Source organism: Pseudomonas sp. JV449 (genome assembly GCF_032424295.1).
GTDB classification, from domain to species: domain Bacteria; phylum Pseudomonadota; class Gammaproteobacteria; order Pseudomonadales; family Pseudomonadaceae; genus Aquipseudomonas; species Aquipseudomonas marginalis.
The window spans coordinates 76,531-94,090 of sequence record NZ_VYKD01000016.1; the positions used below are offsets into that span (position 1 = coordinate 76,531).

Below are 17,560 nucleotides of genomic sequence, written 5' to 3' on the forward strand. Positions count from 1 at the left end.
GGGAGGGGGCAAGCCCCTCCCACATGTTTGACCGTGTCAGGCCTGTTCCAGCTGCGCCAGCCGCTCCTCCAGAGCTGCAATTCGTGCTTCAAGCTCTTCGATACGATCCAGCGAGACTGCGCCGGCAGAGCGCTCCACCGGGCTTCCCCGCGCCGCGATAATCACCTCGATGTCCGCCGGATCCCCCAGCGCATGGGTATAGCGATCTTCCCGCTGCCCTGCCTGGCGCGGCACCAGCAGCGCCAGCCCGCGGGCAATCAGGCGCTCCAACTGGTGCACCACCTGCTCGGCATCCTCGAAGTCATGCATGCGCCCGCTGCGGGTCAGCAGTTCGTTGACCGTCTGCGGCCCACGCAAGAACAGCAGCCCGGTCAGGATCACCTGGGCCGGCACCAGTTCCAGCGCCTTGTCCACGCGATGCTCCCAGCGGTCGGCACGGCTGCCCATCACCAGGCGCGTGAAGCCTTGGCCTTCCAACGCACGTAGACTCTGGCCAACCTGGCCCTGGCTCAGGTTCATCACCGGCTCGCGGCTGGTCTTCTGGTTGCAGGCCAGGACCAGGGCGTTGAGGGTCAGGGGATAGGTTTCCGGGTTGGTCGCCTGTTTTTCGATCAGGCAACCCAGGACGCGAATTTCCGTGCTGTTCAGGCGCGGCTCAGGGGTGTCGGTATCGTGCTCGGCGGTCATCGCGCTTTCCCTATGCAGTGAATGGGGGCGTTCTCAATTAGTTTCCCCGCCGCGTTGTCGCCTTAAAGCGGGCCAGGCCCAGCGCGGCGAGGAAACTAATTGAGAACGCCCCCGCCTAGCGTAAGCCGGAAAAAATAAAAGACAAGCGCCTGGCGTGTCTATAATCGCCGCTGGTTCCAACCCTGCCACTACCCATGAGACTGCCATGACTATTTCCCTGTACGCCGCCTCCATCCCGGTCTTCAAGCAAATGCTCAGCGCCCTGAGCGATGTGCTGAACAAAGCCGAAGCCCACGCCACCGCCAGGAACATCGAACCCAACGCCTTGCTGCAAGCGCGGCTGTTCCCGGACATGTTCCAACTGGTGCGCCAGGTGCAGATCGCCGTCGACTTCGCCAAGGGTGTTTCCGCACGCCTGGCTGAGATCGAAGTGCCGAAATACGAAGACACCGAAGTCACCTTCGCCGACCTGCAAGCGCTGATCGCCAAGGTGCTGGCGTTTGTCGACACCATCAAGCCCGAGCAAGTCGACGGCAAGGAAGGCATCGAGATCATCACCCGCCCAGGCACGCCGAAAGAGAAGCGCTTCAGCGGCCAGTCCTACCTGCTGACCTACGGCCTGCCGCAGTTCTTCTTCCACGTCACCACCGCATACGCCTTGCTGCGTCACAACGGTGTAGAAGTGGGCAAGCGTGACTACATGGGCGCTTTCTAAGCCCAGGCATCGGAAAACGCCCGGAGCCGTTCTTCGTCGAATGACCCTGGGCGTTTTTTATTCCATCCCGGTGTGGACAAACACCCCCGCAATTTTCTCCGGTAGCGGGGTAGACGAGATCAGCACAAGCCGTTGGCCTGCGCGAGTCATCGCCATATACAGCTTGCGAGCATTCCGTTCCAGCTCGTCCGCCGTGATGCCAGCCTTCTGCTCGATAATCCTGAGCAATTTTTCCAGCCCAACCAGAAACACTACGTTGGCTTCCAGTCCGGTTGCACTTTCAACTGTCGCGATTCGCAGCGTCTCATCATGACCGGGGACGACGTCTGGATCATTCATGTCCCAGATTCGCTCGGTGCCGAAACTCTTCTTCAGGGTTTTCATTAACAACGCTTTGTCTATGCCCTTGCCATACAGCAGCAACATCGCCGACAACGGTAATTCATAGCTGTTCCGATGCGCTCCAATTTCATTGCAGGCCTGGACAACGGCATCCTGTGGAGAGGGCGACAGAACAAACAGCGGCGGTGTACCTGCTTCCATACCGTCGAAGTCTGGTTGCAGATACTCGTCCGGATCGGTCTGTGTAATATCGGCCAACATCTGGCTGGCAGCGCTTAGTATGGCCTGGGTGGTGCGATACGATTTGCGCAGCTTTTTGGTCTTGCCCGCCACATCCAGGCCGACTCGTTTCCAGCTAAGGCGGCTCTTCAGAAAGCCCTGATTCGGATCAGCGCATAAAAACAGCGTTCCCTCGGTTTTTTCCAGGGTGAGTTTGATCAGTTGGAACCACGACGGTGCGAAGAACTGCGCCTCGTCCACCAGAATGTGCTGATAGGCTTCCAGCGTGTCTGGGCGATTGGCCAGGCACAGATCACGGGGGAGCGAGCTCCATAAACGCAGCCCATGCTGATTGAACAGGGCTTTGGTCACCCGTTCGTACAGCGCCCAGACCTGTTGTCGCTCCTCTTTGCGCAGCGCAAAGCCCTGGCCTGCCCGTTCTGCCTTGAGATAATCAGGCTCGTCGATGACGACGTTGTCGTTTATAAAGTTGAACTCATCAAGCAACTGGTTATTGTCCGGTTTCAGTTCCCGGTATTCCGTGTCGCGAAAATGCTGAATAAGGCCTATGGCTTCGGTAGTGAACTTAGGCATCTTCAGTGTTTCTTTAAACAGCGCCCTCCATTGCCTTGAGATCCAGCCCAGCGCCGTCATGATGGTGAGGTTCTTGGGGATTTCCCCATAGACGCGCTGCAGGCGGTGTTTCAGATCTTTCACGACAGGAACGTTGTGAATCAGCATGAGAACCTGCTGGTCAGGGAATTTCCTGGCCAGGATATAGGCGCGACTGGCAGCAATAAGCGTTTTGCCGCTGCCCGCTACACCATTGATCAGCCGCACGGAAAAATCCCCCGCCATTTCCGTTTGCTCATCCGGAAGGTCCAGGTCGAGCTTGCTGGCCCACTCTTGCTGAGGGTCCAGAAAGTAGCGCAGCGTGCGGGCACTGTTGTCGCGCGAAAACTGACGGCGTGTTGAGCGGAGCCCGGCTATTTCGGCCTCGGAAAAGTAACGGCCCATAAGGGTCTGCCGGGTTTCCGAAGACAGTGCCTTGAGCAGCTTGGGCAGTTGTTCTGCACCGGACTCAAGGAACGTCTTCTTCGACATCAGCCAGATTCCCCGACCTTCGCAATGCCTTGACCAGAGGATTTTACTTTGCTCGGAGTCGCAGCCCCACATCACCACCATCTTGCGCATGGCCGGGATACCGGCCTGGGTTTCGAATGTTCCCAGTTTCTCCAGCATCTGGCTGAATGCTGTCTGCTCTGCGGTCAAAAACAGCTGGTCCGGGTCCAGCGTATCGTACGGCAACTCGCACACCATCAGCGCCAGCCACTCAAGCTCACCGCGCTGTAGGAAAAAATCCGGTGCCCAACTGTCTTGGGTCAGGCATTTGCGGACGACGTAGTCATCCTCAAGCTTCTTGAGTACCCGCTTGCACTGTTGCTGGGAGCCGCTGCTGCGCTGCCATTCGGGTATGAAAAGAGTCATAGCGGGAAATTTACCTTATGGCATTGGCTGATCAACTGGCGGTATTGCTCAGCCCAGGCCTGTGCTGTTTCGCTGGAACAGATGATCCCGTGCTGCAGCTCCGGCCCGATGATGATCAGCTTGGTCATCGCGCGTGTGATGGAAACGTTCAGGCGCTCAGGCTGAAAGAAAAATGTCCCGATTGCACTGATAAACGCTTCGTCGCCACTGCACAGGGACAGGATCACCAACTCCCGCTCCTGACCCTGCATACGCTCGACAGTATCCGCGACGATTGTACTGGCGGCCTCGCTGCCGAACTGTTTGGCCAGCGCCTTGCGAATGGCTCGACCCTGAGCACGGTAGGGCGTCACGATGCCGATTTCATGGAGTGGCAGCCCCATGTCGTTCGCTTGCCGGCACAACTGGACGACGCACCTGGCGTCTGCTGGGTTGCGGTTCCGCGCTTTTGCGTCCTGCGTCGGGATGAACACCGCGCAGGTTTGCGGATCAAGCGCTTCGCTGACATCTGCCTGATGAATGGGCGACAGGAGACGGTCCTTGTTTCGCCCGGCGGCGCGTAATCGCCCGCCGTAATACATTTGGCTGGGCCACTGGGTCAGCCAGCGATTCATCCGGTAGGTTTCTTCAAGCATTACCGTGTGATCGGCATCCTGAGCCGTCAGGCGGGCGAACACAGACATGGATTCTTTTGACAGAACCGAGCGAGAAAGCAGTACGGGGGGAAGTTGTTTCTGGTCGCCGATGAAAATAAAGCGTTTGCCCTTGCGCATCGCCATCAGGGCGAGAGGTACGGTGATCTGACTGGCCTCGTCGAAGATCACCGTGTCGAAATTGTAATTGGACAATGAGGAACACGTTGCAAAAGGCGTGGCGCCAATCACATAACCTTGACCTGCCTCTGGCATCCCTTCCCATCTGGCCGGTTCGGCTGCCCAGTCCACGTGTTTGTCGAGGTCTTCCCGGCGGCCACCGACCTTGACGGTCGGCACATCGCGCGCAGCAATCTTACTCAGAGCGTTGTTGATGGCCATGTGTGTATGCGAAGTGATGAACACCCGTTCGCCGCGCTCGACCAGCAATTGAGCGATCAGGGCCAGGGCTCTGGTCTTGCCGGTACCGGGTGGACCTTGAATGCAGGCGACCTGTTCAGCACCGAAGGCAAAACCCACGGCCTCGGCTTGTTTCTGGTTGCAGCCCTCTTTGAGCGCGATCTGCTCGGCGTATTCGAGGTCCGCGTCATGGAAGCCGATATTGGGAGCATCGCCGAGCAAAGGAAGAATCGCGTTGTTACCGTGTACGTCGCTCTCAATATCCTGCAAGGTTTGAAGATATTTCGGCGTCAGGTCCATGCCATCAGGGTCCGCGTAGCAAACACCTTCCTGATAGCTCTCCCAAATGAGCATTGCCTGATCCGAACTGAGAAGCCAGCGATCATCCTCTTCCTTTTCGAACTTCATGGCCTGGCATAGCAGCGGGCCTTGGGCATCGCCCAGATGCAGACGCAGCAAGTCACCTGCACGAAAGCGCGATTCGTTGTCGTCGAGGTAGGCCCACAGTAATTTGGCTGTATCGCCACGTTCGAGTCGAACGAAGCCCTGTGTCCAGCCCTGCAGCAACTTGTCCTTCAAGGGACGTTCCCATACCTCTTGAAGTTTTTGCCAGTTGGCGGCCTGTTCGGCGTATACGAAGTCGTACAGTTTTTGAATCAGGGGGTGCTGTCCGAGCATGGCGGTGAACAATCCTTATCGACCGAGGCATCTGTTGGCAGTGTTACATAATGTTTGTCGTGGTTGCGAGCCAGCACGTGGCACGGAAAACCCGACCAGCCCATACAAAAAAAGCCCGGCGCCGTTCTTCATTGAAGAACGGCGCCGGGCTTGCTTACGCTGGCTGTTTTAAACCGACTGCTCTTCCTTGCCCAGGCACGCCGCCGCGGTAAACAGCACATCGGTGGACGAATTGAGCGCGGTTTCCGCCGAATCCTGCAACACGCCGATGATGAAGCCTACGGCCACCACCTGCATGGCGATTTCGCTGGGGATACCGAACAGGCTGCATGCCAGGGGAATCAGCAGCAGCGAGCCGCCGGCCACACCCGACGCACCGCAGGCACAGATCGCCGCGACCACGCTGAGCAGCACGGCAGTCGGCAGGTCCACGGCAATGCCGAGGGTGTGCACGGCCGCCAGGGTCAACACGGTGATGGTGATCGCAGCGCCAGCCATGTTGATCGTGGCACCCAGTGGAATCGACACCGAGTAGGTGTCTTCATGCAGGCCCAGGCGTTTGCTCAAGGCCAGGTTCACCGGGATATTCGCCGCCGAACTGCGGGTAAAAAACGCGGTGATGCCGCTTTCGCGCAGGCACATCAGCACCAGCGGGAACGGGTTGCGGCGCAGTTTCCAGAACACGATGGCCGGGTTGACCACCAGTGCCACGAACAGCATGCAACCGATCAGTACCACCAGCAGGTGGGCGTAGCCGAGCAGGGCGCCGAAGCCCGAAGTGGCGAGTGTCGAAGCCACCAGGCCGAAGATACCCAGCGGGGCGAAGCGGATCACCACGCGCACGATCAGGGTCACGCCGTTGGACAGGTCGTCGAGCACCGTGCGGGTGGTCTCGCCGGCATGGCGAATGGCAATGCCCATGCCGATGGCCCAGGCCAGGATGCCGATGAAGTTGGCGTTCATCAGCGCGCTGATGGGGTTGTCCACCACGCTCAACAGCAGGCTTTGCAAGACCTCGCCGATGCCGCCGGGAGCGCTCACGGTGGCGTCATGGGTGGCGAGCACCAGCGATGAGGGAAACCACATGCTGGCAATCACCGCCACCACGGCGGCGGCAAAGGTGCCCAGCAGGTACAGGAACAGGATCGGCTTGATATGGGTTTCCTGGCCGTGTTTATGGTTGGCGATCGACGCCATCACCAGCACAAACACCAGGATCGGCGCCACGGCCTTGAGCGCGGCAACAAATACCTTGCCGATAAACCCGGCGGCCTTGGCCGCCTCCGGCAAGAGCAGGGCCAGCAGGATACCGGCGATCAAGCCGATGACGATTTGCGTGACCAGGCTGATGCGGGCCAGGCGTTGGAAAAGGGAAGGGGCAGCAGTCATATAAAGGTTGTCTCTAGTTTTTTTAAGGGCGCAGCAATGCAGGCGGAAAGAGCTGTAGGAAGCAGGGCGCGAAGTCTAGCATGCCGCTGGACCTGTCCCGGCCGCTGCGGCATTGGGTCACCGGGGCTTCGCAAAAGCCGGACATACTCTGTTAAGATTCTCCCCTCTCACCTTTCCTCTCCGTCAGCGGGCCCTTCGGGCTGTCGTTGATGTCGTCGTTTCTGGAGTTTTCATGCTGTTTCCCATCCTGCTGCTGTCGGCCGCCGGTTTTACCGTGCTGACCACAGAATTCGTTATCGTCGGCCTGTTGCCGTCCATCGCCCGGGACCTCAACGTCAGCGTGTCCCAGGCTGGCCTGCTGGTGACCTTGTTTGCCTTTACCGTGGCGGGCTTTGGTCCGTTTCTGACCGCGTACTGCGCCCGTTTCCCCCGCAAGCGTCTGTTTATCAGCATCCTGCTCCTGTTCGGCGTGGCCAATACCGTGGCCGCATTGGCGCCGAATATCTGGGTGATGGCGTTGGCGCGCTTGATCCCGGCCCTGGGCCTGCCGGTGTTCTGGGCCCTGGCCAGTGAAACGGCGGTGGATATTGTCGGCCCCGAATACGCCGGGCGCGCCATCGAAAAAATCGGCTTCGGCATCGTCTGCGCCACGGTGTTCGGTATCCCGGTGGGCACGTTGATTTCCGATATGTTCGGCTGGCGCGCCGCGTTTGCGATCCTCGCCGTGGTCGCGCTGGCCAAGGCCTTGCTGCTGTTTATCTACCTGCCGGTGACCCAGCCGAAGAACGACCAGGTGTCGTTGCGCTCGCAGTTCAAGATCCTGCGCAACCCGCTGATGCAAGGCCATATCCTGTTGTCGGTCCTGGTGTTCAGCGGCATGTTCACGGCGTATACCTACCTGGCGGACATCCTTGAGCGCCTGGCCGGTTTCGACGGCACGCTGGTGGGCTGGTGCCTGATGGGCTTTGGCGCAGTGGGGCTGATCGGCAACTCCCTGGGCGGGCGTGCGGTGGACCGTCACCCGCTGATTGCCTCGACGGTGTTCTGCGGTTTCATGATCGCCGGCATGGTCGCGCTGGTACCTGCGATCCACTCCACGGTCGGCCTGGCGGCGGCGATGGCGGTGTGGGGCGTGACCCAGGCGGCGCTGTTCCTGGTCAGCCATGTGCGGTTGATGAAGGCCGCACCCCATGCGCCGGCGTTTGCGGCGTCGTTGAATATCGCCGGGGCCAACCTGGGCATTGGCCTGGGGGCCATGGTCGGCGGGCATGTGATCGACACCCTCGGCCTCGGCAGCCTGGGTTTTGCCGCTTCCGGGTTTATCCTGGTGTCGATCCTGCTGGCGCTGTGGCTGATGACCGCCAGGCCAGCGGCCGCGTCCAACGCCTGAACGCTCAGGGCAGGGCGGTAAACAACTCTCGCCGTGCACCTTCGGTTATCGCCACGATGCCGGGGTGCTTGACCTTGCGTTCCACCGAGATCGCGTAGAACGATTCGGTGACGGCATCGGTCTGGCCAATCAACGCCACCCCGTACTGGCGCACCACCTCATCGGCGATCACGCTGGGCGCGATAAAGATCCCGCTGCCGGATTGGCCAAAGGCCTGCATCAAGGCGCTGTCATCGAACTCGCCGATGATCCTGGGCAGGATCTGCTGCTCGGCAAACCAGCGCTGCAAACGGCTGCGTACTACGGTTTCCGCGCCGGGAATCAACAGGGGCGCGCCGTGCAGGCACTGTGGGAAGTCACCGGCGTACCTGTCAGCCAATGCCTGGGTGGCGAAAAAACTGATGCCACATTCCCCCAGTTTCTGGCTGTAGCCCTTGATATCCAGGTGCGAGGGCATGGGGCTGTCGGAGATCACCAGGTCCAGGCGCTGGATCGCCAGGTCGGCCAATAAACGCTCGAGTTTGTCTTCACGGCAGGTAATGCGCAGGGGCTCGCTCAATTCCATGGTCGGCGCGATCAGTCGGTACACGATGGACTTGGGCACCACATCCGCCACCCCGACCCGAAACAGGATCTGTTGCTCATCGGGCTGCGCGCGCAGCATCGCCTCCAGTTCATTGCCGGTCTGGAACATCTGTTCGGCATAGGGCAGGGCCTGGCGCCCGGCTTCGGTGAGTTCAAGCTGGCGGCCTACCCGCTGAAACAGCGCAATCCCGTAGGTTTGCTCCAGCAGGCTGATCTGCCCGCTGATGGTCTGGGGCGTGAGGTTCAGTTGCTCGCAGGCGCGCACGATGCTGCCGGTCTTGGCCACTACCCAGAAGTAATGCAACTGTCGGTAATTGAGCATGATGATCGTCGCTTCGTAAAAACCGAAGTATACGCGAGGAAAATACGAATTTTCCTGAACTGTTTGCCTGCATAGAATGCCTCGCTATCGCGGGGCCACTATTTGGACCCAATGGTTCTAACGAGGAAGACATGATGAAACTCAATTTCCTGAGCGCGGCATCGTTGCTTGCGCTTTCATTGGTGATGATCAGCGGTTGCGATCAGGTCGAAAAAAGCGCGCAACAGGTCATGGGCAAAGCCACCGAGTCGGCCAAGCAAGCCATCGATGACACCCAGAAAGCTGCCGAGCAGGCGTTGAGTGAAGCGACAAATGGCCTGATCAATCCACAAAAAAAGGACGATCAGGAAGAAAACGAGTCTGAATCGAACACCAAAGAAACCTAATCTCCCCAGCACAACGTCAGGACTGACCTATGGATTACCTTTTACAACTGGCCGCCAGCCCTACCGCCTGGATTGCCCTGGCCACCTTGATCGTGATGGAAATCGTGCTGGGCATCGATAACCTGATCTTTATCTCGATCCTCACCAACAAATTGCCGGAGAAACATCGGGCCAAGGCGCGACGCATCGGTATCAGCATGGCGCTGGTGTTGCGCCTGGGCCTGTTGAGCACCATTGCGTTTATCGTGCAATTGACTACGCCGGTGTTCGAAGTGCTCGGCCAGGCGTTCTCATGGAAGGACATGATCCTGATCGCCGGTGGCCTGTTCCTGGTCTGGAAGGCCACCACCGAGATCCATCACAGCATGGACCCTGAGCCCGAAGAAAAGACCAGCACCGGCAATGTCGTGGCCATCGGCTTTGCCGCAGCCATCGGGCAGATCCTGTTGCTTGACCTGGTGTTCTCCATCGACAGCATCATTACCGCCGTGGGCATGACCGAGCACTTGCCGATCATGATCATCGCCGTGGTGACCTCGGTGATCGTGATGCTGGTGGCGGCCGAGCCGTTGGCCAAGTTCATCAACGACAACCCGACCGTGGTGATGCTGGCCCTGGGCTTCCTGATCATGATCGGCATGACGCTGATCGCCGAAGGCTTCGGCGCCCATGTGCCTAAAGGCTACGTCTACGCGGCCATGGCCTTCTCGGCGGCCATCGAGTGCCTGAACATCGCTCGGCGCAACCGTCACAAGCGTCTGCTCGCTGCCCGGCAGTAACGCTGCAACCCCAAAGGCCGGCGGTGCTCACAAGAGCCCAGCCGGCCTTTTGCTGTCTGTTAGAATCCGCCCACTTGATAGCTTGAGGTCCACCATGAACGAGCCGATTCGCCTTACCCAGTACAGCCACGGCGCGGGTTGTGGCTGCAAGATTTCGCCCCAGGTGCTGGAAGTGATCCTGGCTGGCAGCGGCGCGCAGAACCTTGACCCCAACCTGTGGGTGGGCAACACCTCCCGCGACGACGCGGCGGTGTACGCCATCGACGATGAGCGTGGCGTGGTCTCCACCACTGACTTTTTCATGCCGATTGTCGATGATCCCTTCGATTTCGGCCGCATCGCCGCCACCAATGCCATCAGTGACATCTACGCCATGGGCGGCGACCCGTTGATGGCCATCGCCATTCTTGGCTGGCCGGTGAACGTGCTGGCGCCGGAGATCGCCCGTGAAGTGATCCGTGGCGGCCGCTCGGTGTGCGACGAAGCCGGCATCCCGTTGGCGGGCGGGCACTCCATTGACGCGCCCGAGCCGATCTTCGGCCTGGCCGTCACCGGCATCGTGCAAAAGCGCCATATGAAGCGCAACGACACCGCCACCGTGGGCTGCCGTCTGTATCTGACCAAACCGTTGGGCATCGGCATCCTCACCACCGCCGAAAAGAAGGGCAAGTTGCGTGAGGCGGATATCGGCCTGGCCCGTGACTGGATGTGCACCCTCAACAAACCCGGCAGCCGTTTCGGCAAGCTGGCCGGTGTGACGGCAATGACGGATGTCACCGGTTTCGGTCTGTTGGGCCATTTGGTGGAGATGGCGGACGGCAGCGCTGTGACCGCACGTATCGAATACGACAAAGTCCCACGTCTGCCCGGGATCGAGGACTACCTGGACCAGGGCTGCATGCCGGGTGGCACCTTGCGCAACTTCGACAGCTACTCGAGCAAGGTCGGGCGTCTGCAGGAATTGCACAAACGCGTGCTGTGCGACCCGCAGACCAGCGGTGGCCTGCTGATCGCGGTCGCGCCTGAAGGCGACGCAGAATTCCATGCGGTCGCCGCCGAGCTGGGCCTGAACCTTGAGCCCATCGGCGAACTGGTTGAGCGACAGACCCACGCGGTAGAGGTGGTTTGATGGCAACTGACATCACCGATTACCGCGACATTTTCCTCAACGACCGGCCGATGATGGACACCCGTGCACCGGTCGAATTCGCCAAGGGCGCGTTCCCCGGCGTGATCAACCTGCCGTTGATGACCGATGACGAGCGTCAACGCGTCGGCACCTGCTACAAGCAGCAGGGCCAGCAAGCCGCGATTGTGCTGGGGCATGAGCTGGTGTCGGGGACGATCAAGGCTGAACGCATCGAACAATGGGCACGGTTTGCCCAGGCCAATCCTGACGGTTTCTTGTATTGCTTCCGTGGCGGGCTGCGCTCGCAGATCGTGCAGCAATGGTTGAAGACCGAAGCCGGCATCGAGTACCCCCGGGTCGGCGGTGGCTACAAGGCCATGCGGACCTTCCTGCTGGATACCCTTGACCAGGCGGCCGCCCACTGTGATTTCGTGTTGCTGGGCGGTATGACCGGCACCGGCAAGACCGAGGTGCTGGGCCAGTTGCGCAACGCCCTGGACCTGGAGGGCCATGCCAACCACCGCGGTTCCAGCTTCGGCAAACGCGCCACGGCGCAACCCTCCACTATCGACTTCGAAAACCGCCTGGCGGTGGACCTGCTGAAAAAACGCGCGGGCGGTATCGAGCAGTTCGTGGTCGAGGATGAAAGCCGCATGATCGGCAGCTGCGCGCTGCCGTTGCCGTTGCACAAGGGCATGCAGACCTTTCCGATGGTGTGGCTGGAAGACAGCGTCGAAGGCCGTGTCGAGCGCATCCTGCGCGATTACGTGATTGACCTTTGCGCAGAATTCATCGCGGTATTTGGTGAGCAGGGGCAGGCGTTGTTTGCCGAACGCCTGACCCAGGGCCTGGCCAATATCCACAAGCGCCTGGGCGGCGAGCGTTTCCAGCGGTTGCAGGCGATCATGCAGGATGCTCTGGCGGAACAGCTGCGCAGCGGCGCCGTGGACCTGCATCGCGCCTGGATTGAAGGGCTGTTGCGCGAGTATTACGACCCGATGTACGCCTTCCAGCGTGAAAGCAAAGGCGCACGCATCGAGTTTGCGGGAGAGCAGGGCGCAGTCACGGCCTATCTGCGCGAGCGCGCCCTCAGAGGATAAGCGCGCCGATCAACCCGCACACCACGCCCACCAGCATGGTCAACCCGGCCACCGTCACCAGCACCCGCGCATCGAAATCCTTGCGCAGCATCAACAGCGACGGCAGGCTCACGCTGGGCAGGGTCATCAGCAAGGCCACGGCCGGGCCGGTGCCCATGCCCAGGGTCATCATGGTTTGTACGATGGGGATCTCTGCCGCTGTAGGAATCACAAACAGCGTGCCGACAATCGACAGGGGCACCAGCCACACCAGGCTGTTGGCCATGGCGCCGTCCACGTGGGGGAACAGCCACACCCGTGCGGCACCGAGCACCAGCACCGCCAGGATATAGATCGGTATGGTGCTCCAGAACAGCTGCCACAGGGTACGCAGCCAGCGACTGAAGAAGGGTTGCGCTTCGACCTGGCTGGCCTCGGCCACCGCGTCCAAGGCAACTTCCGGCACCTGGTCCGGCCGTGCGATGCGTTGTGCCACCAGTGACACACCCACCACCAGCACAATGCCCGCCACCAGCCTCAACGCGGTAAAGCCCCAGCCCAGTACAAAACCCATGAACACCAGCGTCGCCGGATTCAGCACCGGGTTGGCAATCCAGAAGGCCAATGCCGCGCCCACCGACACCTGCTGGCGGCGCATACCGGCCGCGACGGGCGCCGCGCAGCAACTGCACATCATCCCCGGCAAGGCGAACAGCCCGCCGCGCAAGGTCGAGCCGAGGCCGGCACGGCCAAACAGGCGCAGCAACCAGTCGCGGGGGATCAGCACTTGCAGCAGCGAGCCGAGGATCACCGCCAGTACGGCAGCCTTCCAGATCGCCAGGAAATACACCTGGGCGTAGGCCAGCGCTGCCGCCAATGGCGAGCTTTGTTGATCGTTGAGGATCGAGGCGCCGATGCTGTGGTTGTCAGCGGCGACAAACGCCTTGAAGTAGTAGGGCGACCACTTCACGTAGTAGAGGCCGACGCAGGCCACCAATAGGAAGAGGGCAGGTTTCCACCAGAACGACCAGCCCCGGACGGGCTGGGTGGAGGCGAGGTTGGGCATGGGGGAGGGTCCGCAAATGAGTCAATAGCGGTGCATCATACGCCCTCAGCTATCGGCACTCACCTGTGTTGGCTGCGGGCAGGTTTCTTCACCGTCGTTCAGGCCCTGCTTGTAGTTGCGGCTGAGCAACGAGGCTTTGCCGTTGTGCCAGGTCAGCGTCAGTACGTACAGCGTGTCGTAGTCGCTGCCGGACCAGTCGTCGGTAATCGTGTGTTTTTCGCCGGAGGCCTCACTGGCCACCTTGTTGATCAGCTCCGGCAGGTAGCCGTGGGACCACGCGGTGTAGATGGTGGCATTGTGGTATTTGTCTTCCACCAGCTCGTCGGCCAGGTCGCTGGTGTCGTTGGCCGAGAACTTGATGTTCACCGGCAGGCCCAACTTGATGGCGCTGGGGCTGATGGTCATCAACGGGCGAATATAGCTGTAGGAATTGTCCAGCTCACCTTCCTCGACATTGCGCGTCGGGTTGGCGGCAAACACGAAGTTGGCCTTGCCGAATTTTTCCGGCAGCAGGGTGGCCAGGTTCATTGCTCGGTTCAACCCTTGGCAATTGAGTTGGCCCAGGCCGCCGGCCGGTTTCTCGGCGTGGCGCAGGAACACCAGGGTTTGCACGCCGTCCACCGGTTGGGCGCGGCTTTCCCGGGCGTCGAGGGCGGCAACCATGGCGCCGCTCACCAGCAAAAGGGGCAACATGATGTAGGCGTAGTGTTTCAGTCGTTGCACAAGGCGCAGAGGCTTGATCGTCATTATGGGTTCGAGTCTTCGTGCGTCACGTTAAGGCGGACAAGCCTGGCCCCAATGACGCCTGGGGCGTCCTGCGGGTATTCCGTGTCAGTACAGCGAGGTGCCTCCATTCACCGTTTGAGCGCACTTAAGAGTGCACGCGGGCGTATTGGTTCGCCCACGGGGGATAATAGCCCGCTGATGTTGCGCATTGATGACCCATGCAGGACGTGGGACAGATGATTATCATGGGGGCTTTCCGCCAGGGAGTTTCCCGATGAACCCGATCGCCGCGTTCCCGATCAACAGCAAATGGCCCGCCCGGCATCCGGAGCGCCTGCAACTGTACTCGTTGCCCACGCCCAACGGGGTAAAAGTCTCGATCATGCTCGAAGAGCTGGGCCTGCCTTATGAGGCGCACAAGGTCAGTTTCGAGACCCAGGACCAGTTTTCCCCCGAGTTCCTGTCCCTGAACCCCAACAACAAAATCCCCGCGATCATCGACCCCGACGGCCCGGCGGGGCAGCCGTTGGCGCTGTTCGAGTCAGGCGCAATCCTGATCTACCTGGCGGAAAAATCCAGCCAGTTGCTTTCCGAAGATCCGGCGACACGTTATGAAACGATTCAATGGCTGATGTTCCAGATGGGGGGCATCGGTCCGATGTTTGGCCAACTGGGCTTCTTCAATAAGTTCGCCGGCAAGGACTACGAAGACAAGCGCCCCCGCGACCGTTACGCCGCGGAATCCCGTCGCCTGCTGGACGTGCTGGAAAAGCGCCTGCTCGGCCGCACCTGGATCATGGGCGACGACTACAGCATCGCCGACATCGCCACCTTCCCCTGGATTCGCAACCTGATCGGTTTCTATGAATCGGGCGATCTGGTGGGCATTGCCGACTTCCCTAACGTACTGCGCGCGCTGGACGGCTTTGTCGCCCGGCCGGCGGTCATCCGTGGCCTGAATATTCCGAGCTGAAGCATGCCGACTTTCGATTTCAAACAACTGGATGTATTCAGCAGCGTGTCGCTCAAGGGCAATCCGCTGGCCGTCGTGCTGGGTGCTGACAGCCTCAGCGACCAACAGATGGCTGACTTCGCCAAATGGACAAACCTCAGTGAAACCACGTTTTTGCTGACACCGCGCGATGCTCGGACGGACTACCGGGTGAGGATCTTTACCACCTTGCAGGAGCTGCCGTTCGCCGGGCACCCGACGCTGGGCAGTTGCCATGCGTGGCTCAAGGCGGGTGGGGTACCCCAAGGCGAGGAGATTATCCAGGAGTGTGGAATCGGCCTGGTGCGTATTCGGCGTCAAGGCGATGAACTGGCGTTTATTGCACCGCCGTTGATGCGCTCCGGCCCTGTGGACTCCGCGCTGCTGGAGCGCGTTCGCCTGGGATTGGGCCTGGCGCCGGGGGCCATTGTGCGCAGCCAGTGGGTCGACAATGGCGCGGGGTGGCTCGCGGTGATGCTGGCTGACCGTGATCAGGTCCTGGCCTTGCAGCCGGACTATTCGCAGCTGCTTGGGCTGGCCGTCGGGGTGATTGCTCCTTGCAACCCGGCTGACGACGTGGACGCGCAGTTTGAGGTGCGTGCCTTTGTCGCAGGCGACGGGGCCCAGGAAGACCCTGCCACCGGCAGCCTGAATGCGGGCGTCGCACAATGGCTGCTCAGCGAAGGACTCGCACCTGAGTGCTACGTGGTCAGCCAGGGCACGGCCATGGGGCGTGCGGGGCGTATTCGCGTCGAGCGCCAGGGTGATGAAATCTGGGTCGGCGGCGCCGTTACGGTGTGTATCGAAGGTCATCTACAGCTCTAGATCAATACATTATTACGGCCCCCGCAATACACTGTTGGCCCCTGGGCATTTGTGCTGCCGGGGCCTTGGGGCATAAGCTTTCGCCCCAAAGATTTCCCGCCACTTTTTCAGGACAGCCATGACCAGCCAGTTCCCCCAAGCCCGTCCACGCCGCCTGCGCCGCTCCCCGGAGCTGCGTGGCTTGTTCCAGGAAACCGAGTTCACCCTCAACGACCTGGTGCTGCCGATTTTCGTCGAAGAAGAAATCGACGACTTCGTGCCGATCACCAGCATGCCCGGCGTGCAACGCATCCCGGAAAAGAAGCTGGCTGCCGAGATCGAGCGCTATGCCCGTGCCGGTATCAAGTCGGTGATGACCTTCGGCGTGTCCCACCACCTGGACGCCAACGGCAGCGACACCTGGAAGGAACGCGGCCTGGTCTCGCGGATGTCCTCGATCATCAAGGACGCGGTGCCGGACATGATCGTAATGTCCGACACCTGCTTCTGCGAATACACCGACCACGGCCACTGCGGCGTGATGCACGGTGCCCATGTCGACAACGACGCGACCCTGGTCAACCTCGGCAAGCAAGCCGTTGCCGCCGCCCGCGCCGGGGCCGACGTGATCGCCCCCTCGGCCGCCATGGACGGCCAGGTCCAGGCCATCCGCCGTGCGCTGGATGAAGCCGGCTTCACCCATATCCCGATCATGGCCTACTCCACCAAATTCGCCTCGGCCCTCTACGGCCCATTCCGCGAAGCCGGCGGCAGTGCGCTCAAGGGCGACCGCAAAAGCTACCAGATGAACCCGATGAACCGCCGCGAAGCCGTGCGCGAATCGCTGCTGGACGAACAGGAAGGCGCGGACGCACTGATGGTCAAGCCGGCCGGTGCCTACCTCGACATCATCCGCGACATCCGCGAAGCCTCGCGCCTGCCGGTGGCGGCGTACCAGGTCAGCGGCGAATACGCGATGATCAAATTCGGCGCCCAGGCGGGAGCGATCGATGAGGACCGGGTTGTGCGGGAAACGTTGGGATCGATCAAGCGGGCGGGGGCGGATTTGATCTTTACTTACTTTGCTATGGACTTGGCGTTGGCTGGGATCTAAGGGCAACGTAACCCCCCTCGTGAGCGAACACTTGTGGTGAGCGAGCTTGCTCGCGTTGGGCTGCGTAGCAGCCCTAAACCAGACACCGCCAATCTACCTGAAACACCGCATTGCTTTGATTGGGGCCGCTTTGCGGCCCAACGCGAGCAAGCTCGCTCCCCACAGGGGGCGTTGGGGTGTCAGGGAGAATGGTGGCGCTACCACGTCGACTGGTCTTCGAGGCTGGCTTTTTGCAGGTCGTCTTTCCAGACCTCATTGGCTAAACGGTAGATATCGGCGAAGAAGCCTCTAGGGTCGGTGATTTCTGTTTCGTCCCAAGCCATAGTTATGTATTCGTCGTAATCGCTTTCGAATTCTTTCGAAAAGTCAAAGTCGGGTTTGTCTAGCACATCTCGGAGTGCAGACATCAATACGAAGCGATGTCTGTATGATAAATGCATAAGTTTCTTCAGGACAAAAGAAATAATAATTATCTCTCTGTCTTTCTCATTGTTAGGGTCGTACTTCCATAGTTCTTTGCCAACTGTATCCTCAAGGTCGTATATCGATAAGGCTCCCAATATATGAGAAATATTAGGAGTGTAAGGTGTATTCATGAATGGGCATTTCAGCATTTTCT

17 protein-coding genes are annotated in these 17,560 nt (G+C 60.3%); 9 read left to right on the top strand and 8 right to left on the bottom strand.

The annotated features are described in order from the left end of the window. Positions 1-36: 36 nt before the first annotated feature. Positions 37-687 carry a YceH family protein gene (locus F6S08_RS16025; RefSeq protein ID WP_065926946.1) on the bottom strand — a complete coding sequence of 217 codons (651 nt, stop codon included), beginning with the start codon at positions 685-687 and terminating at the stop codon, positions 37-39. Positions 688-892: 205 nt separating this feature from the next. On the opposite strand from F6S08_RS16025, the gene F6S08_RS16030 reads away from it, so the two are divergent. Next, positions 893-1,402, top strand: coding sequence for a DUF1993 family protein (locus F6S08_RS16030; RefSeq protein ID WP_027603156.1), 510 nt, complete (start codon positions 893-895; stop codon positions 1,400-1,402). A 57-nt stretch (positions 1,403-1,459) separates the two neighbouring features. Here the strand turns inward: F6S08_RS16030 and F6S08_RS16035 are convergent, their stop codons facing one another. The 3 genes from F6S08_RS16035 to sstT all read right to left on the bottom strand — a co-directional run bounded on the left by F6S08_RS16035 (position 1,460) and on the right by sstT (position 6,570). Continuing rightward, the gene (locus F6S08_RS16035) at positions 1,460-3,451 is read right to left on the bottom strand and encodes a 3'-5' exonuclease (RefSeq protein WP_315871878.1); all 1,992 of its coding nucleotides are present in this window, start codon (positions 3,449-3,451) and stop codon (positions 1,460-1,462) included. Beyond that, on the bottom strand, positions 3,448-5,181 hold the full coding sequence (locus F6S08_RS16040) for a DEAD/DEAH box helicase (protein WP_315871879.1): 1,734 nt from the start codon (positions 5,179-5,181) through the stop codon (positions 3,448-3,450). Before F6S08_RS16040 ends, F6S08_RS16035 begins: the two co-directional genes overlap by 4 nt. A gap of 168 nt (positions 5,182-5,349) precedes the next feature. Further along, a complete protein-coding gene (sstT, locus tag F6S08_RS16045) occupies positions 5,350-6,570 on the bottom strand; it encodes a serine/threonine transporter SstT (protein WP_065926950.1) in 1,221 nt (406 codons plus the stop codon). Between the two features lie 232 nt (positions 6,571-6,802). Between sstT and F6S08_RS16050 the strand changes: the two genes are divergently transcribed. Next, positions 6,803-7,960 carry an MFS transporter gene (locus F6S08_RS16050; protein ID WP_315871880.1) on the top strand — a complete coding sequence of 386 codons (1,158 nt, stop codon included), beginning with the start codon at positions 6,803-6,805 and terminating at the stop codon, positions 7,958-7,960. Between the two features lie 4 nt (positions 7,961-7,964). On the opposite strand, the gene nhaR is transcribed toward F6S08_RS16050, so the two are convergent. After that, complete coding sequence (gene nhaR / locus F6S08_RS16055; RefSeq protein ID WP_065926952.1) at positions 7,965-8,867, bottom strand: transcriptional activator NhaR; 903 nt, start codon at positions 8,865-8,867, stop codon at positions 7,965-7,967. A 134-nt stretch (positions 8,868-9,001) separates the two neighbouring features. Here nhaR and F6S08_RS16060 point away from each other — a divergent pair, with 134 nt between their 5' ends. The 4 genes from F6S08_RS16060 to mnmH all read left to right on the top strand — a co-directional run bounded on the left by F6S08_RS16060 (position 9,002) and on the right by mnmH (position 12,261). Continuing rightward, a complete protein-coding gene (locus tag F6S08_RS16060) occupies positions 9,002-9,253 on the top strand; it encodes a hypothetical protein (protein WP_065926953.1) in 252 nt (83 codons plus the stop codon). A 29-nt stretch (positions 9,254-9,282) separates the two neighbouring features. Continuing rightward, a complete protein-coding gene (locus F6S08_RS16065) occupies positions 9,283-10,032 on the top strand; it encodes a TerC family protein (RefSeq protein WP_065926954.1) in 750 nt (249 codons plus the stop codon). Between the two features lie 94 nt (positions 10,033-10,126). After that, the gene (selD, locus tag F6S08_RS16070) at positions 10,127-11,161 is read left to right on the top strand and encodes a selenide, water dikinase SelD (protein WP_065926955.1); all 1,035 of its coding nucleotides are present in this window, start codon (positions 10,127-10,129) and stop codon (positions 11,159-11,161) included. Next, positions 11,161-12,261, top strand: coding sequence for a tRNA 2-selenouridine(34) synthase MnmH (mnmH, locus tag F6S08_RS16075; RefSeq protein WP_315871881.1), 1,101 nt, complete (start codon positions 11,161-11,163; stop codon positions 12,259-12,261). Before selD ends, mnmH begins: the two co-directional genes overlap by 1 nt. Here the strand turns inward: mnmH and F6S08_RS16080 are convergent. Then, entirely contained in the window at positions 12,251-13,306 is a 1,056-nt protein-coding gene (locus tag F6S08_RS16080) for a permease (protein ID WP_137212949.1), read from the bottom strand. The genes mnmH and F6S08_RS16080 overlap by 11 nt on opposite strands. A 45-nt stretch (positions 13,307-13,351) precedes the next feature. Continuing rightward, positions 13,352-14,053: a histidine phosphatase family protein gene (locus tag F6S08_RS16085; protein WP_065947080.1), complete on the bottom strand. Its 702-nt coding sequence runs from the start codon at positions 14,051-14,053 to the stop codon at positions 13,352-13,354. 253 nt (positions 14,054-14,306) lie between these two features. Between F6S08_RS16085 and F6S08_RS16090 the strand changes: the two genes are divergently transcribed. The 3 genes from F6S08_RS16090 (at position 14,307) to hemB (ending at position 16,941) form a co-directional block, all read left to right on the top strand. Then, positions 14,307-15,005, top strand: coding sequence for a glutathione S-transferase N-terminal domain-containing protein (locus F6S08_RS16090; RefSeq protein WP_065926958.1), 699 nt, complete (start codon positions 14,307-14,309; stop codon positions 15,003-15,005). Positions 15,006-15,008: 3 nt separating this feature from the next. After that, positions 15,009-15,848 carry a PhzF family phenazine biosynthesis protein gene (locus F6S08_RS16095; protein WP_315871882.1) on the top strand — a complete coding sequence of 280 codons (840 nt, stop codon included), beginning with the start codon at positions 15,009-15,011 and terminating at the stop codon, positions 15,846-15,848. A 118-nt stretch (positions 15,849-15,966) separates the two neighbouring features. Beyond that, positions 15,967-16,941, top strand: coding sequence for a porphobilinogen synthase (gene hemB / locus F6S08_RS16100; RefSeq protein ID WP_065926960.1), 975 nt, complete (start codon positions 15,967-15,969; stop codon positions 16,939-16,941). A 197-nt stretch (positions 16,942-17,138) separates the two neighbouring features. Here the strand turns inward: hemB and F6S08_RS16105 are convergent, their stop codons facing one another. Then, the gene (locus tag F6S08_RS16105) at positions 17,139-17,537 is read right to left on the bottom strand and encodes a hypothetical protein (RefSeq protein ID WP_409999763.1); all 399 of its coding nucleotides are present in this window, start codon (positions 17,535-17,537) and stop codon (positions 17,139-17,141) included. Positions 17,538-17,560 lie beyond the last annotated feature (23 nt).

Coding starts and splice junctions, on each gene's coding strand:
- F6S08_RS16040 (WP_315871879.1), bottom strand. CDS start 5,181: ATGCTCGGACAGCACCCCCTGATTCAAAAACTGTACGACTTCGTATAC.
- F6S08_RS16105 (WP_409999763.1), bottom strand. CDS start 17,537: ATGAATACACCTTACACTCCTAATATTTCTCATATATTGGGAGCCTTA.
- F6S08_RS16035 (WP_315871878.1), bottom strand. CDS start 3,451: ATGACTCTTTTCATACCCGAATGGCAGCGCAGCAGCGGCTCCCAGCAA.
- F6S08_RS16090 (WP_065926958.1), top strand. CDS start 14,307: ATGAACCCGATCGCCGCGTTCCCGATCAACAGCAAATGGCCCGCCCGG.
- F6S08_RS16085 (WP_065947080.1), bottom strand. CDS start 14,053: ATGACGATCAAGCCTCTGCGCCTTGTGCAACGACTGAAACACTACGCC.
- selD (WP_065926955.1), top strand. CDS start 10,127: ATGAACGAGCCGATTCGCCTTACCCAGTACAGCCACGGCGCGGGTTGT.
- F6S08_RS16060 (WP_065926953.1), top strand. CDS start 9,002: ATGAAACTCAATTTCCTGAGCGCGGCATCGTTGCTTGCGCTTTCATTG.
- mnmH (WP_315871881.1), top strand. CDS start 11,161: ATGGCAACTGACATCACCGATTACCGCGACATTTTCCTCAACGACCGG.
- sstT (WP_065926950.1), bottom strand. CDS start 6,570: ATGACTGCTGCCCCTTCCCTTTTCCAACGCCTGGCCCGCATCAGCCTG.
- F6S08_RS16095 (WP_315871882.1), top strand. CDS start 15,009: ATGCCGACTTTCGATTTCAAACAACTGGATGTATTCAGCAGCGTGTCG.
- F6S08_RS16025 (WP_065926946.1), bottom strand. CDS start 687: ATGACCGCCGAGCACGATACCGACACCCCTGAGCCGCGCCTGAACAGC.
- F6S08_RS16080 (WP_137212949.1), bottom strand. CDS start 13,306: ATGCCCAACCTCGCCTCCACCCAGCCCGTCCGGGGCTGGTCGTTCTGG.
- F6S08_RS16030 (WP_027603156.1), top strand. CDS start 893: ATGACTATTTCCCTGTACGCCGCCTCCATCCCGGTCTTCAAGCAAATG.
- nhaR (WP_065926952.1), bottom strand. CDS start 8,867: ATGCTCAATTACCGACAGTTGCATTACTTCTGGGTAGTGGCCAAGACC.
- F6S08_RS16065 (WP_065926954.1), top strand. CDS start 9,283: ATGGATTACCTTTTACAACTGGCCGCCAGCCCTACCGCCTGGATTGCC.
- F6S08_RS16050 (WP_315871880.1), top strand. CDS start 6,803: ATGCTGTTTCCCATCCTGCTGCTGTCGGCCGCCGGTTTTACCGTGCTG.
- hemB (WP_065926960.1), top strand. CDS start 15,967: ATGACCAGCCAGTTCCCCCAAGCCCGTCCACGCCGCCTGCGCCGCTCC.